This is a genomic window from Tangfeifania sp. (assembly GCF_055108615.1).
Genome location: NZ_JBSQIC010000009.1, coordinates 12,472 through 29,076 on the forward strand (window position 1 = coordinate 12,472; position 16,605 = coordinate 29,076).

Annotated in this window: 16 protein-coding genes; 9 read left to right on the forward strand and 7 right to left on the reverse strand. The window is 44.0% G+C overall.

Annotated elements, in window-relative coordinates:
• Positions 1 to 12: 12 nt before the first annotated feature.
• Genes metG through ACTCNA_RS03495 form a run of 3 tightly spaced genes read right to left on the reverse strand, consistent with a single transcriptional unit; the run spans position 13 to position 2,772 of the window.
• Complete coding sequence (gene metG / locus ACTCNA_RS03485) at positions 13 to 2,091, reverse strand: methionine--tRNA ligase (protein WP_462946504.1); 2,079 nt, start codon at positions 2,089 to 2,091, stop codon at positions 13 to 15.
• 43 nt (positions 2,092 to 2,134) lie between these two features.
• A complete protein-coding gene (vapC, locus tag ACTCNA_RS03490; RefSeq protein ID WP_462946505.1) occupies positions 2,135 to 2,536 on the reverse strand; it encodes a type II toxin-antitoxin system tRNA(fMet)-specific endonuclease VapC in 402 nt (133 codons plus the stop codon).
• Positions 2,536 to 2,772, reverse strand: a complete 237-nt coding sequence (locus ACTCNA_RS03495; RefSeq protein ID WP_462946506.1) for an antitoxin — start codon at positions 2,770 to 2,772, stop codon at positions 2,536 to 2,538. The genes vapC and ACTCNA_RS03495 overlap by 1 nt, the downstream gene beginning before the upstream one ends.
• Before the next feature lie 64 nt (positions 2,773 to 2,836).
• Between ACTCNA_RS03495 and ACTCNA_RS03500 the strand changes: the two genes are divergently transcribed.
• From ACTCNA_RS03500 to ACTCNA_RS03530, 7 genes are all read left to right on the forward strand, one after another.
• On the forward strand, positions 2,837 to 3,487 hold the full coding sequence (locus tag ACTCNA_RS03500) for an HAD hydrolase-like protein (protein ID WP_462946507.1): 651 nt from the start codon (positions 2,837 to 2,839) through the stop codon (positions 3,485 to 3,487).
• Between the two features lie 109 nt (positions 3,488 to 3,596).
• Positions 3,597 to 3,992 (forward strand): hypothetical protein, encoded by a 396-nt coding sequence (locus tag ACTCNA_RS03505; protein ID WP_462946508.1) that lies wholly within the window; start codon positions 3,597 to 3,599, stop codon positions 3,990 to 3,992.
• 9 nt (positions 3,993 to 4,001) lie between these two features.
• The gene (locus tag ACTCNA_RS03510) at positions 4,002 to 4,907 is read left to right on the forward strand and encodes a S66 peptidase family protein (protein ID WP_462946509.1); all 906 of its coding nucleotides are present in this window, start codon (positions 4,002 to 4,004) and stop codon (positions 4,905 to 4,907) included.
• Positions 4,908 to 4,936: 29 nt separating this feature from the next.
• The gene (locus ACTCNA_RS03515) at positions 4,937 to 5,299 is read left to right on the forward strand and encodes a YraN family protein (RefSeq protein WP_462946510.1); all 363 of its coding nucleotides are present in this window, start codon (positions 4,937 to 4,939) and stop codon (positions 5,297 to 5,299) included.
• A 53-nt stretch (positions 5,300 to 5,352) separates the two neighbouring features.
• On the forward strand, positions 5,353 to 5,709 hold the full coding sequence (locus tag ACTCNA_RS03520) for an MmcQ/YjbR family DNA-binding protein (RefSeq protein WP_462946511.1): 357 nt from the start codon (positions 5,353 to 5,355) through the stop codon (positions 5,707 to 5,709).
• A 1-nt stretch (position 5,710) separates the two neighbouring features.
• Entirely contained in the window at positions 5,711 to 6,790 is a 1,080-nt protein-coding gene (locus ACTCNA_RS03525; protein ID WP_462946512.1) for a C1 family peptidase, read from the forward strand.
• Positions 6,790 to 7,011: an RNA-binding S4 domain-containing protein gene (locus ACTCNA_RS03530; protein ID WP_462946513.1), complete on the forward strand. Its 222-nt coding sequence runs from the start codon at positions 6,790 to 6,792 to the stop codon at positions 7,009 to 7,011. Before ACTCNA_RS03525 ends, ACTCNA_RS03530 begins: the two co-directional genes overlap by 1 nt.
• Positions 7,012 to 7,014: 3 nt before the next feature.
• On the opposite strand, the gene ACTCNA_RS03535 is transcribed toward ACTCNA_RS03530, so the two are convergent.
• The 3 genes from ACTCNA_RS03535 to ACTCNA_RS03545 all read right to left on the reverse strand — a co-directional run bounded on the left by ACTCNA_RS03535 (position 7,015) and on the right by ACTCNA_RS03545 (position 10,726).
• Entirely contained in the window at positions 7,015 to 7,533 is a 519-nt protein-coding gene (locus ACTCNA_RS03535; protein WP_462946514.1) for a DNA-3-methyladenine glycosylase, read from the reverse strand.
• 27 nt (positions 7,534 to 7,560) lie between these two features.
• Positions 7,561 to 10,026 carry a YfhO family protein gene (locus ACTCNA_RS03540; protein ID WP_462946515.1) on the reverse strand — a complete coding sequence of 822 codons (2,466 nt, stop codon included), beginning with the start codon at positions 10,024 to 10,026 and terminating at the stop codon, positions 7,561 to 7,563.
• Between the two features lie 220 nt (positions 10,027 to 10,246).
• Positions 10,247 to 10,726 carry a superoxide dismutase [Ni] gene (locus ACTCNA_RS03545; protein ID WP_462946516.1) on the reverse strand — a complete coding sequence of 160 codons (480 nt, stop codon included), beginning with the start codon at positions 10,724 to 10,726 and terminating at the stop codon, positions 10,247 to 10,249.
• Positions 10,727 to 10,970: 244 nt separating this feature from the next.
• Between ACTCNA_RS03545 and ACTCNA_RS03550 the strand changes: the two genes are divergently transcribed.
• A complete protein-coding gene (locus ACTCNA_RS03550; protein ID WP_462946517.1) occupies positions 10,971 to 12,404 on the forward strand; it encodes a hypothetical protein in 1,434 nt (477 codons plus the stop codon).
• A gap of 90 nt (positions 12,405 to 12,494) precedes the next feature.
• Here ACTCNA_RS03550 and ACTCNA_RS03555 read toward each other — a convergent pair whose 3' ends face one another.
• Positions 12,495 to 13,829, reverse strand: coding sequence for a glucuronyl esterase domain-containing protein (locus ACTCNA_RS03555; protein ID WP_462946518.1), 1,335 nt, complete (start codon positions 13,827 to 13,829; stop codon positions 12,495 to 12,497).
• Positions 13,830 to 14,080: 251 nt separating this feature from the next.
• Between ACTCNA_RS03555 and ACTCNA_RS03560 the strand changes: the two genes are divergently transcribed.
• Positions 14,081 to 16,465, forward strand: coding sequence for a glycoside hydrolase family 127 protein (locus tag ACTCNA_RS03560; RefSeq protein WP_462946519.1), 2,385 nt, complete (start codon positions 14,081 to 14,083; stop codon positions 16,463 to 16,465).
• The last annotated feature ends 140 nt before the right edge of the window (positions 16,466 to 16,605 follow it).

Sequence of the window (16,605 nt, forward strand, 5' to 3'; positions counted from 1 at the left end):
CCCTCAGCGAGATTACTTGATTTCCGAACCGTTTTTCACTTTCTGGTCGGGCGAAACAATCGACAATTTCCCGTCGGCATCTTCGGCGCATAAAATCATTCCCTGAGACATGATTCCGCGGAGCTTTTTGGGTTCGAGGTTCACCAAAATGGAAACCTGTTTGCCAATCAGTTCTTCGGGTTTGTAAAACTCAGCAATTCCCGAAACAATGGTACGCTTGTCGATTCCGGTATCCACTTTCAGTTTCAGCAGTTTTTTGGTTTTGGGCACTTTTTCGGCTTCCAGAACAGTGGCCGAGCGGATGTCCATTTTCCCGAAATCGTCGAACTCGATGCTCTCTTTGGCCGGTTTGGCCTTTACTTCGGCCAGTTCGTTGGCTTTGCGGGCATCGAGCAGCTTTTGCAGCTGCGCCTCAATCACCTTGTCATCAATTTTTTCAAAAAGCAACCCGGGGTTGTTGATTTTATGACCCGGCTGCAATAAATTGGTGGTGCCCAGCTTGTCCCAGTTTGCTTTTTCAAAATTGAGGAACCCGCGCAGTTTCTTCATGCTGAACGGCAGGAACGGCTCCAGGATGATGGTGAGGCTGGCCGAGATTTGCAGGCAAATATTCAAAACGGCTTTCACCCGCTCGGGGTCAGTTTTGAACACTTTCCAGGGTTCCTCGTCGGCGAGGTATTTATTGCCGAGCCGCGCCAAATCCATAGCATATTTCAGCGCTTCGCGAATCCGGAAATTACCGAGGCTTTTATCCACTTCGGCTTTAATTTCTGAAATAGCTGCCAGTGTTTTTTTATCGTAATCCGAAAGTTCGCCCAATGCCGGCACTTCGCCATCAAAATATTTATTGGTGAGTACCAGGGCCCGGTTGACAAAGTTGCCAAGAATGGCCACCAGTTCGTTGTTATTCCGGTTCTGGAAATCTTTCCAGGTAAAATCGTTATCTTTTGTTTCCGGGGCATTGGCGGTGAGCACGTATTTCAGCACATCTTCTTTTCCCGGAAAATCTTCTAAGTATTCGTGGAGCCACACCGCCCAGTTGCGCGAGGTAGAGATTTTATCGTTTTCAAGGTTCAGAAATTCGTTGGCAGGCACATTATCGGGTAAATTGTATGTTCCTTCAGCTTTCAACACGGTGGGAAATATAATGCAGTGAAAAACAATATTGTCTTTGCCTATAAAATGAAGCAGTCGTGTTTCGGGGTCTTTCCAGTATTTTTCCCAGTCATCGGTGAGTTCTTTTGTGGCCGAAATGTAACCGATGGGCGCATCGAACCAGACGTACAGCACTTTTCCTTCGGCTTCTTCCAGTGGCACCGGCACCCCCCATTTCAGGTCGCGGGTAACGGCGCGGGGCTGCAGCCCGCTGTCGATCCACGATTTGCACTGGCCGTACACATTAGGTTTCCACTCTTTGTGTCCTTCCAGTATCCACTCTTTCAGCCACGGTTCGTACTGGTCAAGTGGCAGGTACCAGTGTTTGGTTTCTTTCAGCACAGGTTTATTGCCGCTAATCATCGAGGTTGGTTTAATCAATTCAGTCGGACTGAGCGATGTGCCGCAGCTTTCGCACTGGTCGCCATACGCTTTTTCAAACCCGCATTTCGGGCAGGTGCCAATGATGTAGCGATCAGCTAAAAACTGTTTGTTTTCCTCGTCGTAATACTGCTCCGATGTTTTTTCAACCAACTTGCCGGTATCGTACAGTTTTTTAAAAATTTCCGCAGCCGTTTCGTGATGTACTTTTGCGCTGGTGCGCGAATACACATCGAATGAAATTCCGAATTTCTCAAATGATTCTTTAATGATTTTATGAAATTTATCCACCACATCCTGTGGTGTCACGCCTTCATTTTTTGCTTTTAAAGTAATGGGGACACCGTGTTCGTCCGAGCCGCCAATCAGCAATACATCTTCGTTTTTCAGCCGCAGGTAGCGGGCATAAATATCGGCCGGAACATAAACGCCTGCCAGGTGGCCGATGTGAATCGGGCCGTTGGCATACGGCAGTGCAGTTGTAATCAGTGTACGTTTAAAATTACTCATGTTTAAATATTTTACTTGAAATTGGTTCTTTTTTGTTAAAGGCACAAAGATAAGGGAATTGAGGGAAAACGAATTTTCAAAACAGGGTTTATTCAATCCAGTTTTCCAATTGTAAATCCGGAATTCTTTTAAATTCCCGCATATTATTGGTCACCAATATTAAATCTAAACTAACTGCATGAGAAGCAATTAAAGTATCCAAAGGGCCAATTGGCGTTCCTTTTCTTTCCAATTCCGCTCTGATTTTCCCATAAACAAATGCCTGGTCAAAACCAAAATCAAAAATTTGAAGCGGGGTAATAAATCTTTCTAATGCTTCCTGGTTTTTCCCCGGATTGGAACTTTTCATTACACCATACTGAAGCTCGGCCAGGGTTATTGAAGATATACCAATAGAACCAAAAGAAATACTTCTGAATTTTTTGAATACTTTTTCAGGTTTCTTCTTAATGATATAAATGCAGATATTTGTATCGAGCAAATATTCCATTAGTCAAATGATTCCCGGGTTTGATGAGATGGCTGTTCCCTATTCTCCATAAAATCAGGAGTGAATAAATCCAGACTCTCCATTAAATTTTGCCAGGGATTGTGAAATGGGATAATTTGCAGGGTATGTCCCACTTTTTTAAGATAAACTTTGTCATCGTTTATCCTCATTTTCTCCGGGATATTTATTGCCTGAAATCCCTTCCGGTTTTTTATGTGAATTGTTTCGAAAGTCATATCATTTTAATTTACTCAAAAATACTAAAAAAATGTATTCCTCGGTTTTTATATCTTTGCGGGCATGAACAAATTTTCCCACATCATATTCGACCTGGACGGCACGCTGACCGACAACACCCGCGGAATTGAAAGCTCGGTGAGGTACGCGCTCGATAAAATGCAAATCGACGATTTTGATGGAATAGTGCCCAAACAATTTATCGGTCCGCCACTGCAGTGGGGGTTCCGAAATTTGTTTGGATTGAATGAACGGAACACAGAGCTGGCCGTGGAATATTTCAGGGAGTATTACTCTGTACACGGTTTGCTGGAAAACGATCCATATCCGGGCATTTTTGAAATGCTGGAAGAATTGCATTTCGCCGGAAAACATTTGTACATTGCCACGTCGAAACTGGAGAAGTTTGCCCTGCAAATCAGCGAACATTTCGGGTTTAACAAATACATTGTTCAGCTAAAAGGTGCCGATTACAAAGGGGAACATGCCACCAAAGCCACCATTATTTCGCACTTGCTGGAATCGAGGCAACTGCCGTCGTCAAAAGACATTGTGATGATTGGCGACACGCTTTTCGATATTGAAGGTGGCAAAGAAAACGGTTTATCAACGATTGCAGTCACTTACGGATTTGGGAAAAAAGAAGACCTCGAAAAAGCCGGGCCTGATTATTTGGTTGAAAGCGTGGAGGAGTTGTACGAGGTGTTGGTGTGATTTTTCAATTTTTTATAAACTCATAAACTTTCTAAAAAAATTTCAAAATTGTTTCAAATGCCTAATTTTGTTGCCGTTCAAGTTAATTCATGAAAATATGGGCCACTGGATGCAGCGAAAAGACACGGTTGCGATTGAATGGATGGCGCAATTTAACCGCAATCCGTATCCTGAAAAGGTGGTTTGGAAACAAAGCAGCGTAACTCACAACCATTTCTACTGGCTGGTCGTTCCTGAAAATGAAGCTGTAAAAGATGCGCTGGTGGTAGCCAATCGAGATGGTCAAACCATTACCATCAAAAAAGCCGAACTGGCAGATACACTCCTTATCAACCTGAATGATAAAATGGTTGATCTGGACGAAAAAGTAAAAGTGAAATACAACGACGAAATAATTTACCACGATGTTCCAAAACGTAACATCGCACAAATTTGGCAGTCGCTCACCCAAAGGAATGATCCGCAGCAGGTTTATTCTGCAAAAATTGAAGTAACTTTGAATTAAAACAGAAGTATGATTGTTCCGCCTGCATTAAAAAAAGAAGATAAAATCCGCATCGTTTCGCCTGCCGGAAAAGTGAAGGAGAAATATGTGTTGCCCGCGGTTGACTGGCTGCGCAAGCAAGGTTACCGCGTGGAACTGGGGAAACACGTTTTCGCCACGCACTACCAGTTTGCCGGAACCGATCAACAACGGTTAGAAGATTTGCAAACAGCACTCGACGATCCCGAGACTTCAGCTATTATCTGTTCGCGGGGAGGCTACGGAACCGTGCGCATCATTAGCAACCTCAGTTACAACGGGCTTCTGAGAAACCCTAAATGGATGGTGGGCTTCAGTGACATCACCATTTTGCACTCCTGCCTGAACAGCCATAGAATTGCCACTATTCATGGAGCCATGCCCCGTTATTTTTTCGAAAAAAACGGGCAACCCAACGAAAACCTGTATTCGCTGATTCATTTACTTATAGGAAATAAAGCCTCGTACGTTGTTTCTGCCGCCAAAGAAGACCGAAACGGGAAAGCGACAGGCGAACTGGTGGGCGGAAACCTTTCTGTTATTTCGAGCATGCAGGGAACCAGTTGTGAACTGGACACAGACGGTAAAATCCTTTTTCTCGAAGACATCGATGAATACCTTTACCACACCGACCGCATGATATACCAACTAAAACTGAGCGGAAAACTCGACAACCTGGCCGGGCTGGTACTGGGAAATTTCACCGATATGAAAGACAATGAATCGCCGTTCGGAAAAACCATTCATGAAATAATTGCCGATGCAGTTGATGAATACGATTATCCTGTTTGTTACGATTTTCCGGCGGGGCATAACGGCAAAAACCTGGCCCTGCTGTTTGGCAAAAAATGGGAGCTTGAAGTAACCGGAGAACAATCACAACTAAAATTACTTTAAACTTTGAACCTTAAACTTTAAACAAAATAATGGTTTCACAGCGCGAAATAGGGGAACTGGCAGAATTGCATGCAAAAAACTATTTGCAAAGTCAGGGTTACGAAATCCGGGACACCAACTGGTACCACGGTCACCTGGAACTGGATATTATTGCCCGCGACGGCGATGAACTGGTAATTGTGGAAGTGAAATCGCGGAACGGACTGCGCTACGAACATCCCTCGGAAGCGGTTACCAATGCCAAAATGAAACGGATTGTGGAAGCTGCCGATGCCTATATTCTCGAAAAAGATTTGGATTACGAAACCCGGTTCGATGTGATTACGGTCATTTTTTTCGGACAGGATTTTGAACTCGAGCACTTTAAAGATGCGTTTTACCCCACACTCTGAAGTCATTTCCGCACATTCTCAAAAAAATTCTATTTTTAAGAAAAATTTATTCGATGAACATTGAGGAGCTCAGGGAATATTGCATAGCTAAAAAAGGGGTAACCGAGGAGTTTCCTTTTGATGAAACCACGCTGGTTTTTAAAGTGGCAGGTAAAATGTTCTGTCTAACCGACCTGGAAGACGATTTGCATGTGGCCCTGAAAAACCTTCCTGAAAAGAACACGGAACTGCGTGAGCAGTTTCCGGCCGTAAAACCGGGTTTTCACATGAACAAAAAGCACTGGAATACCATTGATATTGATGGTTCAATACCTGATAAACTGATTTATGAATTCATCGGCACATCGTATAATTTGGTAGCCAAAAGCCTTCCCAAAAAGAAAAAAGAAGAGTTCAACTTAAATATCTGACATGAAGAATATAACACTACTATTCATTTCCCTATCGCTTGCTGCATTTACTGCACAAGCCATAAAAAACCCGGGTTCGTTTACCATTGAAAAAGAGCTGGAGCACACCCCGGTAATCAGCCAGGGAAGCACCGGCACCTGCTGGAGTTTCGCCACCACCAGTTTTCTCGAATCTGAAATTATGCGAAAAGGGTTTCCGCAAACCGATTTGTCGGAAATGTTTTTTGTGTATTACACTTACAAAAACAAAGCAAAAAAATACCTGCTTTACCATGGTAACAACAATTTCGGGCAGGGCGGACAGGCTCACGATGTAATCGATGTGTTGCGCGAATACGGCATGGTTTCGCAGGGAGCCTTCCCGGGAAAAACCGACGACGGCCGGTACCGCCACCGCAATCTGGTAAATGAACTTGAAACGGAGGTTACAAGCCTGAATAAAAAGAGAAAAGATTTTGACCTTGCCGGTTTAAAGTCGTACGAATCAATACTGAAAGAACACATTGGCCGTGTGCCCAACAAGTTTAAGTCAGAAAAAGGCAGGCTTTCTCCTTTGAAATTCCGTGATGAATACGAAATTGATCCGGACGATTACGTAGAGCTCACCTCTTTTTCGCATCACCCGTTTTACCAACCGATTGTCCTGGAAATACCCGATAACTGGTCGCATGCACTTTATTACAACCTGCCCATCGATGATTTGATGGAAGTGATGTACAATTCACTTGAAAGCGGCTACACCTTTTGCTGGGACGGCGATACCAGCGAAAAAACATTTTCCCACAGCAATGGAACAGCCGATTTGCCTGAGAAGCAAAAAGGGAAAGTGAATCAGCAGCTCCGGCAGGAAACGTTTTATAACCGCACCACTACCGACGATCATCTGATGCACATTGTCGGACTTTCGAAAAACGAAAATGGTGAAACGGCTTTCTACACCAAAAACTCGTGGGGCCCCGACAGTAACGATTTTGACGGGTACCTGCACATGACTGAAGATTACGTGAAGCTGAAGACCATTGCCATTTTAGTGCATAAAGATGCCATCCCGAAAAAAATCAAACGTAAACTCAATTTATAATGCAGGAATTTCAACTGAAAAAAGAATACATTGAGCTGCTAAAACTACTCAAACGGCTTGGGTTTGCCGAAACCGGCGGCCATGCTAAAATTTTGGTCGGAGAAGGCGAAATTTCCCTGAATGGCCAGCCTGAATTCAGGAAACGGGCAAAACTCCGCGATGGCGACGAAGTGGAAATAATGGGTGAAAAAATTATAATTCGGGGAGCAGCCAAAAAATAAGATTTAATCAGTTAAAATAAACCTCCAGGGCTTGCTGGCCCAATGCTTCCCTGCGTAATCAACTCCCACGCGCGGTGCTGTTTTGTATTGTACTTTGTTGCCTGCATCTTCTATCCAAATCCGGGTTGAATCAGCCAAATCTTCCCCGTAAAACGATTTGTCGAGCTGAAGCGTTTTCCCAACTCTGCCCGGCCCCGGAACGCCTTCAATTCCGCGAATTAATACGGCTGAAGCGTCACCTTGGTTGCCGGTAACAATATTCAGCAGCCAGTGAATTCCGTAAACAAGATAAACATACACCAGTCCGCCTTCGCGGAACATCACTTCGGTGCGCGGGGTTTTTCCCCGGCTGGCGTGGCAGGCCCGGTCGCCGTTGCCGCTGTAGGCTTCAACTTCGATAATGGCAAACCGCTCAATAGCTCCATTACTGAATTTACGAACGAGGATTTTCCCCAGCAAATCAGGAGCTACCTGCAACACATCGCGCTGAAAAAATTCAATGGAAAGCCTGTTGTTTTTCATTCAAAAAAACAATTTTCATTTTTCTGATTACGTAGCTTCTGACTTTCTTTTCCGGAACCGGGCAAACCCATAACCTGCTATTGCAAGAATCAACAAGATTGAACTGGCCAGCGAAACTTTATTGCCAATGTAATACGATTTCGGCTCAAACTTAAACTCAATGGTATGATTTCCGGCCGGAATTAGCATTGCCCTCAACACATAATTTACCCGGAAATGAGGCGCGGGCTCGCCATCGATGTAAGCATTCCAGCCATTTTCATAATAAATTTCGGAAAACACCGTGAATTGTTCACTAACCGCCGAGTAGTCATATTTCAGGTAATTGGGCTGGTATTGCGTGAGTTCAATCTTGCCATTATTATCTTTGCTGAATGATTTTCCGGCCACGTGGTCAGAAAAACGTTGGTCGATAATGGCTGTTTCTGCCGGATCGAAATTATCCATGGACTTAATCTCGTCGTCGGCATTTCCCACCACCTTAAACTCTGGTACAAACCACGCATTCCCCAGCGGCATTGGGTTGCGAACCGGCGACTGGTTTAAATCGTAAATCACGTAGCGGGTATTGAGCATGTTTATTGCCGGAAGCTCCCTGAAAACAGAATCCATGGCAGTACCGTTCTGAAAACCGCTAATCATTTGCTGAATTTCCGGCTGTAGATGATGGTCGATCAGATCCTGATAGCGGCGCAGTTTGGCCGCGTGATAACCACCAACATTTTTATGGAAATACGAACTTCTTGCATCCTGAAAAGGATTTTGCAATGGCAGAACCCGGAAATACAAATCGTCATCCTGCAAAATGGCCTCATCGGCAGGCATCATCTGAAACGGGTTTTCAGCTTGTCTTTTTGGCACAAAATGATCGTTGTTCAGGTAACGTTTGTCCACTGACCACAAGTCGATTAGAATTAAAATTCCGACTACAGCTATCAACGGTGTGGTTTTAATTTTTTTGATGTGCCACAGGTAGATTGCTCCGGCTGCCAGTACAATAAAAATAAATGAACGGAAAGCATCGGAGCGCAACATATTTTTCCGGTCGGCAATCACACTTTCCATGAGCCAGTCGGGAAAACGCATGGAATCGGTGGCATTGGTAAAATTACCCGAAATGCCCGGCAAAACGGCCAGCAGCAACGAAAGTCCGCCGGCAATAATAACCGACCATTTCAGCCCGTTCAACCACTCTCTCTTGTCCACTTTGCCCGAAATAATATCATTTAAAGCAATAAAACCGAGCAGCGGCATGGTAAACTCGGCAATTACCAGTGTCATGCTCGGTGCCCTGAATTTATTGTAAAAAGGCAGGTAATCGAGTAAAAAACTGGTAAGCCACATAATATTTCCACCCCACGACAGGACAATGGAAAGCACGGTTGCCAATGCCAGCCACCATTTTATTGGTCCTTTAACTACAAACAATCCCAAAAGGAAAAGCAAAACAACAATTGCGCCCACGTAAACCGGGCCCGATGTGCCGGGCTGTTCGCCGTGATACATGCTGACAGCCTGAATGGTCTGCCGTGGGTTTTGAACGCCCTGCTTTCTCAATGCCTGAAAACTTTCGGAATCGGTGCCCGGATTAATCTGGCTGCCGCCACCTTTAAAATTTGGAATGAGCAAAGTGAGTGTTTCATCAATTCCGTAGCTCCATTGCACCACGTAATCTTTATCGAGACCGCTGGTTTTGTTCTCATTGTTGGAAGTCAGCTCCGACGGTCCGCGAATAGTTTCTTTTGAATATTCCCAGGAAGTGTAGAGCCTTGAAAAATTCATTCCAATTGCCACAACAGCTCCTGCCAAAAGGAACAAAAAGGCTTTGAAAAATGAAGACAAAGTTTTTTCACGAATGGCAAAAACCAATTCTACCAGACCATAAACAGCAATTAATAAAAAGCCGTAATAAGTTATTTGCAGGTGCCCGCTCAGCAATTCAAACGAAAAAGCGGCTGCAAACAGCAACGTTCCGGCAACCGGCTTTCCCCTGAATGCAAGCAACACCCCGGCAACAACCGGTGCCAGCCAGGCAATGGCATTGGCTTTCGACATGTGCCCTGCCCCAAGAATTATCAAAAAATAGGATGAAAAGGCAAAAGCAATGGCACCGGCCACGCTCAGCCAGCGGTTAATTTTTAAACTTCTTAATAATATAAAAAAGCCAATCAGGTACAGTATCAGAAATGAGGCAGTTGAAAAAATCTGGCGGATTGGCCTTGTAATATAACGGGATAAATTGCCGGGATAAATTACCGAAATCATGTAACCGGGCATTCCGCTAAACATGCTGTTGGTCCAGATAGCTTCTTCGCCGGTTTCTTCACGGTAATCGGCCAGTTCTTTTGCCATGCCCTTGTGATGTTCAATGTCGGGCATTTGCAAAACCTTTCCTTCAATCAGGGGCGACAGGTACGCATAGGCCAAAACAATAAAAAACAGGATTATTCCCAGGGTTATTAGAATATTGCGGGAGCCGGTCAATTTTGCCATAACAAACGAGTTTTCTTGTATTTCTTAATCTGAACAAAAATAGATATTAACCTGGACTATTCATAAATTTTCAAAAAAATGAAAAAAGTTCAGATTAAACTTCAATATTTTTGAATCCGAATCCCAACTAAATGAACTAAAAACACGAATGAGGCAAATAAAAATAAAAAAGGGCTTTGAAAAAAATCAAAACCCTCTTTTTTTGGTAGTTTATGAAAAATTAATGATCGTGACTATGAAAATACAGGTTTTCAAAATCATGAACTTTTGCACGCAGCGTGTCAATTACACCTAAATCTGTTGACTGCTTGCTTTTCATGGCAAATACCAGGATATGGTGAAGTACCTCGAGTTGTTTCTGATACTTCTTGTAAGCTTCTTCATTATTCGCTTCAACAGGTTTAATCCGCTGGTGAAGGAAATACTGGCTCACAACGTCCTGAATTTTTTTGGCGTGCTCTTCTTTATTCACCACCCAGCGAACCAACTGGTTATAATCCGGGTTTTCCTGTTCCGACAGCTCGTTAATCATGTTCATCGATTTTTCCACTGTCTCAATGTGTTCGTAAATCAGGGCAATACGCACGGAGTCGCCATAAATTCCACAAGGGATTTCGCAATGCGCTTTCGATTCAAATGCTGAAAAACTCAGCACACTTATAAATAGTGCCGTTGTTAAAAGTTTTGATATTTTTTTCATACTCAATTAAATTTATTGTTCCTGTGTACATAACAATGAATCGTGCATTTGGTTTGGAAATATTTTAGTTCGCTAAAACCGGCCTGCCAAAAACACCAACTATTAAAGAATTAAGTAGTTTGCCCCAAAATACCAAAACTATTAATTTTTTCAATTTCAGCATATTAGCCCATAGAAAGGTAAACTGGTATGGCTTTTGCATTTTACGAGTGAAGAGATGATCCTTCACTAAAATTTAAAAGTCATGAAAAATTTAGTAATCACATCAATCATCGCGCTGCTGACAGCAGGCTGGAGCATAGCCGGGGCACAAAATTATCCGGATGAATATCTGGGTTTGCCAGGTGATAATTTAAATCTCTATGCAGTAATGAAACTCTTCCAGGAATCAGAAACCCTTGAGGAATTTGAAAAAAATCTCAATGATGAAAACACTATGGTGAATAACCTCGACCTGAATGGCGACAACCTGGTCGATTACATTATGGTGTATGATTATGTTGACGGGAACGTTCACAACATTGTTTTACGCGTTGCAATCAACCCAAACGAGACACAAGACGTTGCTGTTTTTACTGTTCAGCAGTTTAACGACGGTTCCGTTCAGGTGCAGCTGATTGGCGACGAGCTGCTTTATGGCAAAAACTACATTGTAGAGCCCTATTATGCTGAAAACGGGGCAACTCCAAACCCGGGTTATGTTGGCAACACACGGGCTGGAAAAAATGTTACAGTTGTTCATACCAACACTTATCAGGTTGCAGAGTGGCCGGTAATTCGGTATATCTACCTTCCTTCTTACACTGTCTGGCGTTCATCGTGGTACTGGGGTTACAGGCCGGTTTACTGGAACCCGTGGCGTCCGTTCTACTGGCACACCTACTACGGATATCACTCTCACTACTATCATCATTACCACGCGCATTACCGCCACTGGAAACATTACCGTTATCCGCGGTATAAAAATCATTACTATACCAATATCAGGACTTATTCGCCGAGGATAACTGTAAACATTAACAAAGGCGATTACAAAAAAACCTATTCCCGTCCGGATTTGAAAAAAAGGGGAGAAGTGCTTTATGCCCGAAAAAATTCAGGCAGAAATTCCACTTCATACAGAAATTCTGCAAATGGAAGAACCAGGGCAGCCAGCACTTCCACGGCCAGAAGAGTACGTGCAAACACTCAAAACAATACCGAAAACCGTTCGGCTGTCAGGGCTTCGGCCAGACAAAGAAACAATACGGCCGTAAACCAACGGAACAGCGCTGAAAGAAAATCTGCAACCGTCAGAAGCACCAACAGATCTGTTCGCAGTTCATCGTCAAATACTTCAAAACGGCCGGCAGTTACAAGACAGACGAGGATCAGCACGCCCAGAAAATCTGCTACGTTTTCCTCTGGAAACAATACGAAACGTTCGGCTGTGAGCCGTTCCACCAATAGTGTTTCCAGAAAGTCAGCACCTTCGGTTACACGGCAGCGTGCACCAAAAACCAAATCGGCACCAAAAGTAAGCACTTCAAGGAGTTCGGCTCGTCAGTCAGCTCCTAAAGTGAGTACTTCGCGGAATACTTCCCGCCGCTCGGCTCCGACAGTAAGCAGAAGTTCTTCGCCCTCTGTAAAAAGTAGCAGCTCAAGAAGCTCATCAAGAGGAAGTTCACGACGCAGGTAACAACAATGTGATTACTAATTAAAATAAGGATATACAATTCTTACAGCCTTCTCTGGTCATTCGGAGGAGGTTTTTTTTTGAAATGAAACTTTATTTTTCGAAATATCGTTCAGCAAAACGTATAAACCACGGCCAGTTGGGTTTATTGGTGTGGCCGCCTTCGTGCTGCCGGAAAGCCACTTCGCCATCCACCAGTGTTTCCTGCGGCGGGAACAACATGGTGCGCATACTTTTTTTTCCCAGCAACTCATAAACCGGTCCGGCCATGGCACCACCGAGAAACATGCCTTTGGCATCCACCCACTGACCTTCAACTGTCGCCGAACCCGAGCTGATAAAAACCGGTCGTGGTGCACATAAAGCTATCAATTGATGCGCATCCACCGGTAAATCTTCCTGGGTGAGCGGACCGGCATATTTTATAAAATTACCTGCAAACCAATGATATTCAGCTGAACTGGCCAGATTTTCCACCTGCTCGCCAAAAACCCGGTGCAGTATTTTTGCCCCGCCGGCTCCCGATGAACCAATAAAACCAATGGCAATGCGCGGTTCGTATGCCATTGCAACCAGCGCAGCTTTTCCGTAGCGTGAAAGTCCTTCAATTCCGATTCGGGTTTCATCCACCTCGTTATCGGTTTCAAAATAATCGACAGCGCGACTGGCACCCCAGGACCAGGCGCGGAGTGCTCCCCAGTCGTCGGGTTTGCGGGGTTCCCCTTCATTCACCAACCCGATAACTCCCTGGCGCAATCCGGCTCCGTTGTCGGCCTGAACACTTACAGGAACAATAATGGCATAGCCCCAGCCTTTTTGAAGCAATTGCTGTTTCCAGGTGAGTTCATCCTCGTTTTGGTTTCTTCCAAATCCGGCAGGCCAGTTAAAACCGAACTCCATTATCAGGGGAACCGGGTGCTGGATTTTTGTCGGCGTTCCAACGATTAAATCAATTTCAACTTCAATTTCAGGATAGGAAGAATTATCGACAATCCCTTTCAAATGCTTTATGGTCAACGGAAAGTCACCGTCCATGGTATCTTTTATGCTGATTATTTCCCAGGTTACTCCGGGAATATTTTGCGGTAGTCTGCCGTAAATTTCGCGGTCGAACAGCTCGAAAATTTCGGTGCGGCGGTTTTCCCATTGCTGCGGAGTTGTTACTTTTTCACCACTATTAAAAACCAGCGGATTGGGCAAAAAGTAGGGCTGCACTTTGGTTTCATCAAAAATTGCGGAATTGGGTGCTTCCGGATTTCCCGACGGCCCCTGACGCAATTGGGAAATGCCCAGTTTTTGCATCATCAGTTGGTGATCGGCATTACTCAATCGGTTAATACTGTCGCGGTATTGCTGCGAAAATTGAGCAGATAAAAGGGTAGAAAACAAAACTCCCAGAAGTAAGAAAAATCCTGATTTATTCATCATTCAGTTCGTTTAAGTACCTGATACATCTGCGCAAGTTAATTTATTTCAGTCAGATTGTCCAAATACACATAAATTTAGGTTTCATCTTTTAATGTGATAAATGTTTTGATAGGAGTATTTCTGTGAGCTTTCCACATGTTTTTAAATAGGTTGAAAAAATTTCTTTTTAACAGTAATTTTTACGTTTTTTAAAGTTTGGTAAGGCAGTTGATTTAGCGTATTTTTAATGAATAAGTATTAAATTTCAAGTTATGAAGAATTTCCTGTTTTCTATATTGGTTTTCATAACATGTATTGGCAATTCAACCATTTCAAATGGCCAAAACTACTCCAATATTTTTTACCCGGCAGATGTGGTTTTGCTGGATGGCCCTTTCAAACATGCCCGTGATCTGAATATTCAGCATCTTTTAAAATACAATGTTGACCGCTTACTGGCACCTTACCGCAAGGAAGCAGGCCTGAAACCCAAAGCTGAAAGCTACGAAAACTGGATAGGACTGGATGGTCATATTGGCGGGCACTACCTGTCGGCCATGGCGATGAATTACGCAGCAACCGGCAATCCCGAGTGCAAAAAGCGAATGGATTACATGCTGACCGAATTAAAAGCTTGCCAGGATGCCAATGCCAAAAACAATCCGGAATGGGGTGTTGGGTATGTGGGCGGAGTTCCCGACAGCGAAAATATTTGGCCCGGTTTTCAAAAAGGCAATCTGGGCGCATTCCGCAGGTCGTGGGTGCCGTGGTACAACCTGCATAAAATGTATGCCGGCTTGCGCGATGCCTGGTGGTACGGAAAAAGCGAAGAGGCCAAAAAGATGTTCCTGAAATTTTGCGACTGGGGAATTGAAATTACTTCAGGTTTTTCCAATGACGAAATGGAGGTTATGCTGGGAACAGAGCACGGAGGCATGAATGAAGTTTTTGCCGATGCTTATGCCATTTCGGACGATGAAAAATATTTAACTGCTGCCAAACGGTTTTCGCATAAATTTTTGCTGGAACCAATGGCTGCAGGCCACGATAATCTCGATAATTTGCATGCCAACACCCAGGTTCCAAAAGCTGTGGGATTTCAGCGAATTGCTGAATTGAGCAGCGACGAAACGTATGCAAAAGCAGGCCGATTCTTCTGGGAAACAGTAACAAAAAACCGGAGCCTGGCATTTGGCGGCAACAGCCGGCGCGAACATTTTCCTGCGGCATCGGCTTGCACCGATTATGTGGTGGATGTAGAAGGGCCGGAATCGTGCAACACCTACAACATGCTCAAATTAAGCGAAGGATTGTTCCGGACAAATCCATCAGCCCAATTTGCCGACTACTATGAACAGGCGCTGTTCAATCATATTTTATCCACACAACATCCGGAACACGGCGGTTATGTTTATTTTACCCCGGCACGGCCGCGGCATTACCGGGTATATTCTGCGCCCAATGAGGGCATGTGGTGTTGCGTGGGAACGGGAATGGAAAATCACGGGAAGTACAATGAATTTATTTACACGCACCAGGATAATTCCCTGTATTTGAATCTGTTTATTGCATCGGAACTGGACTGGAAAGAAAAAGGAATTCAAATCAGGCAGGAAACCGATTTTCCGTTTGAAGAGAAAACCAGGTTACAGGTAACTGATGGTTCGGCACATTTTGACGTGAAAATTCGCTATCCGGGGTGGGTTGCAGAAGGAGAAATGAAAATAACAGTCAATGGTGATGACTTTCCGGTTAAGAAAACTCCATCTTCATACGTACCGGTTGAACGCACCTGGCAAAAAGGTGATGTGGTGGAAATCAGTTTTCCGATGCAAAGCCGGCTGGAACAACTGCCAAATGTTTCGAATTACTATGCTTTTATGCACGGACCCATTTTGCTTGCTGCCAAAGCCGGCACAGAAAATCTGGCCGGACTGGTGGCCGACGACAGCCGCTGGGGACACATTGCTCACGGCAAAAGATTGCCAATTGACGAAGCACCGGTAATTATTGCGGGCGATATTTCTGAAATCACAGAAAACCTGAAACCTGTAAACAACAATCCGTTGACCTTCAAACTTTCGGATTTAAAAATGGTTAATGCACAGGAAATTACTCTGGAGCCCTTCTTCCAAATCCACGACGCAAGGTACAGCATGTACTGGATGGTTTTGTCCAATTCGGGCTACCAGGCTTACCTCGATTCTGTGGCAAATGTTGAAATGAAAATGCTGGAATTGCAAAACCGCACCATCGACTATGTGGCAACCGGCGAACAGCAGCCGGAAGCCGACCACTCCATGAAAACAAAAAATTCCGGTTCCGGTAACAATTTAAACGAATTTTACCGCGATGCCCGGAACGGAGGCTTTTTCAGTTACCTGCTGAAAACCAACGGAGAAAAAAATCTGGAATTGATGGTGCGCTATTGGGGATATGAATGGGGTAGCCGAAAATTCGACATATACATCGATGACGAAAAACTGGTTACGGAAGACAATACCGGCAGGTGGTTCCAGTCAAAATTTCAAGATGTAACCTATCAAATTCCTGATTCGATGGTGGAAGGGAAAGAATCTGTCCGGATAAAGTTTCAGGCGCATGAAGGCAGCACTGCCGGAGGTGTGTATTACATCCGTTTGCTCCGCCAAAATTAGTTTCAAATTAGATAGAAAATACTTTTCAACATAAAACAGAAAAAATGTCACAGGAGATTTTTCAATAACAGTATTTTTTACTTTTTTTACTGAAAATTATTCGGTTGTGAATAATTCCTAAATCAATATAAATTAACCTG

Bases quoted from the DNA above. Each gene is read 5' to 3' on its own strand.
- ACTCNA_RS03545 (WP_462946516.1), bottom strand. From the start codon at position 10,726: ATGAAAAAAATATCAAAACTTTTAACAACGGCACTATTTATAAGTGTG.
- ACTCNA_RS03495 (WP_462946506.1), bottom strand. From the start codon at position 2,772: ATGACTTTCGAAACAATTCACATAAAAAACCGGAAGGGATTTCAGGCA.
- ACTCNA_RS03555 (WP_462946518.1), bottom strand. From the start codon at position 13,829: ATGATGAATAAATCAGGATTTTTCTTACTTCTGGGAGTTTTGTTTTCT.
- ACTCNA_RS03500 (WP_462946507.1), top strand. From the start codon at position 2,837: ATGAACAAATTTTCCCACATCATATTCGACCTGGACGGCACGCTGACC.
- ACTCNA_RS03505 (WP_462946508.1), top strand. From the start codon at position 3,597: ATGCAGCGAAAAGACACGGTTGCGATTGAATGGATGGCGCAATTTAAC.
- ACTCNA_RS03560 (WP_462946519.1), top strand. From the start codon at position 14,081: ATGAAGAATTTCCTGTTTTCTATATTGGTTTTCATAACATGTATTGGC.
- ACTCNA_RS03535 (WP_462946514.1), bottom strand. From the start codon at position 7,533: ATGAAAAACAACAGGCTTTCCATTGAATTTTTTCAGCGCGATGTGTTG.
- ACTCNA_RS03525 (WP_462946512.1), top strand. From the start codon at position 5,711: ATGAAGAATATAACACTACTATTCATTTCCCTATCGCTTGCTGCATTT.
- ACTCNA_RS03540 (WP_462946515.1), bottom strand. From the start codon at position 10,026: ATGGCAAAATTGACCGGCTCCCGCAATATTCTAATAACCCTGGGAATA.
- ACTCNA_RS03515 (WP_462946510.1), top strand. From the start codon at position 4,937: ATGGTTTCACAGCGCGAAATAGGGGAACTGGCAGAATTGCATGCAAAA.
- ACTCNA_RS03550 (WP_462946517.1), top strand. From the start codon at position 10,971: ATGAAAAATTTAGTAATCACATCAATCATCGCGCTGCTGACAGCAGGC.
- vapC (WP_462946505.1), bottom strand. From the start codon at position 2,536: ATGGAATATTTGCTCGATACAAATATCTGCATTTATATCATTAAGAAG.
- ACTCNA_RS03520 (WP_462946511.1), top strand. From the start codon at position 5,353: ATGAACATTGAGGAGCTCAGGGAATATTGCATAGCTAAAAAAGGGGTA.
- ACTCNA_RS03530 (WP_462946513.1), top strand. From the start codon at position 6,790: ATGCAGGAATTTCAACTGAAAAAAGAATACATTGAGCTGCTAAAACTA.
- ACTCNA_RS03510 (WP_462946509.1), top strand. From the start codon at position 4,002: ATGATTGTTCCGCCTGCATTAAAAAAAGAAGATAAAATCCGCATCGTT.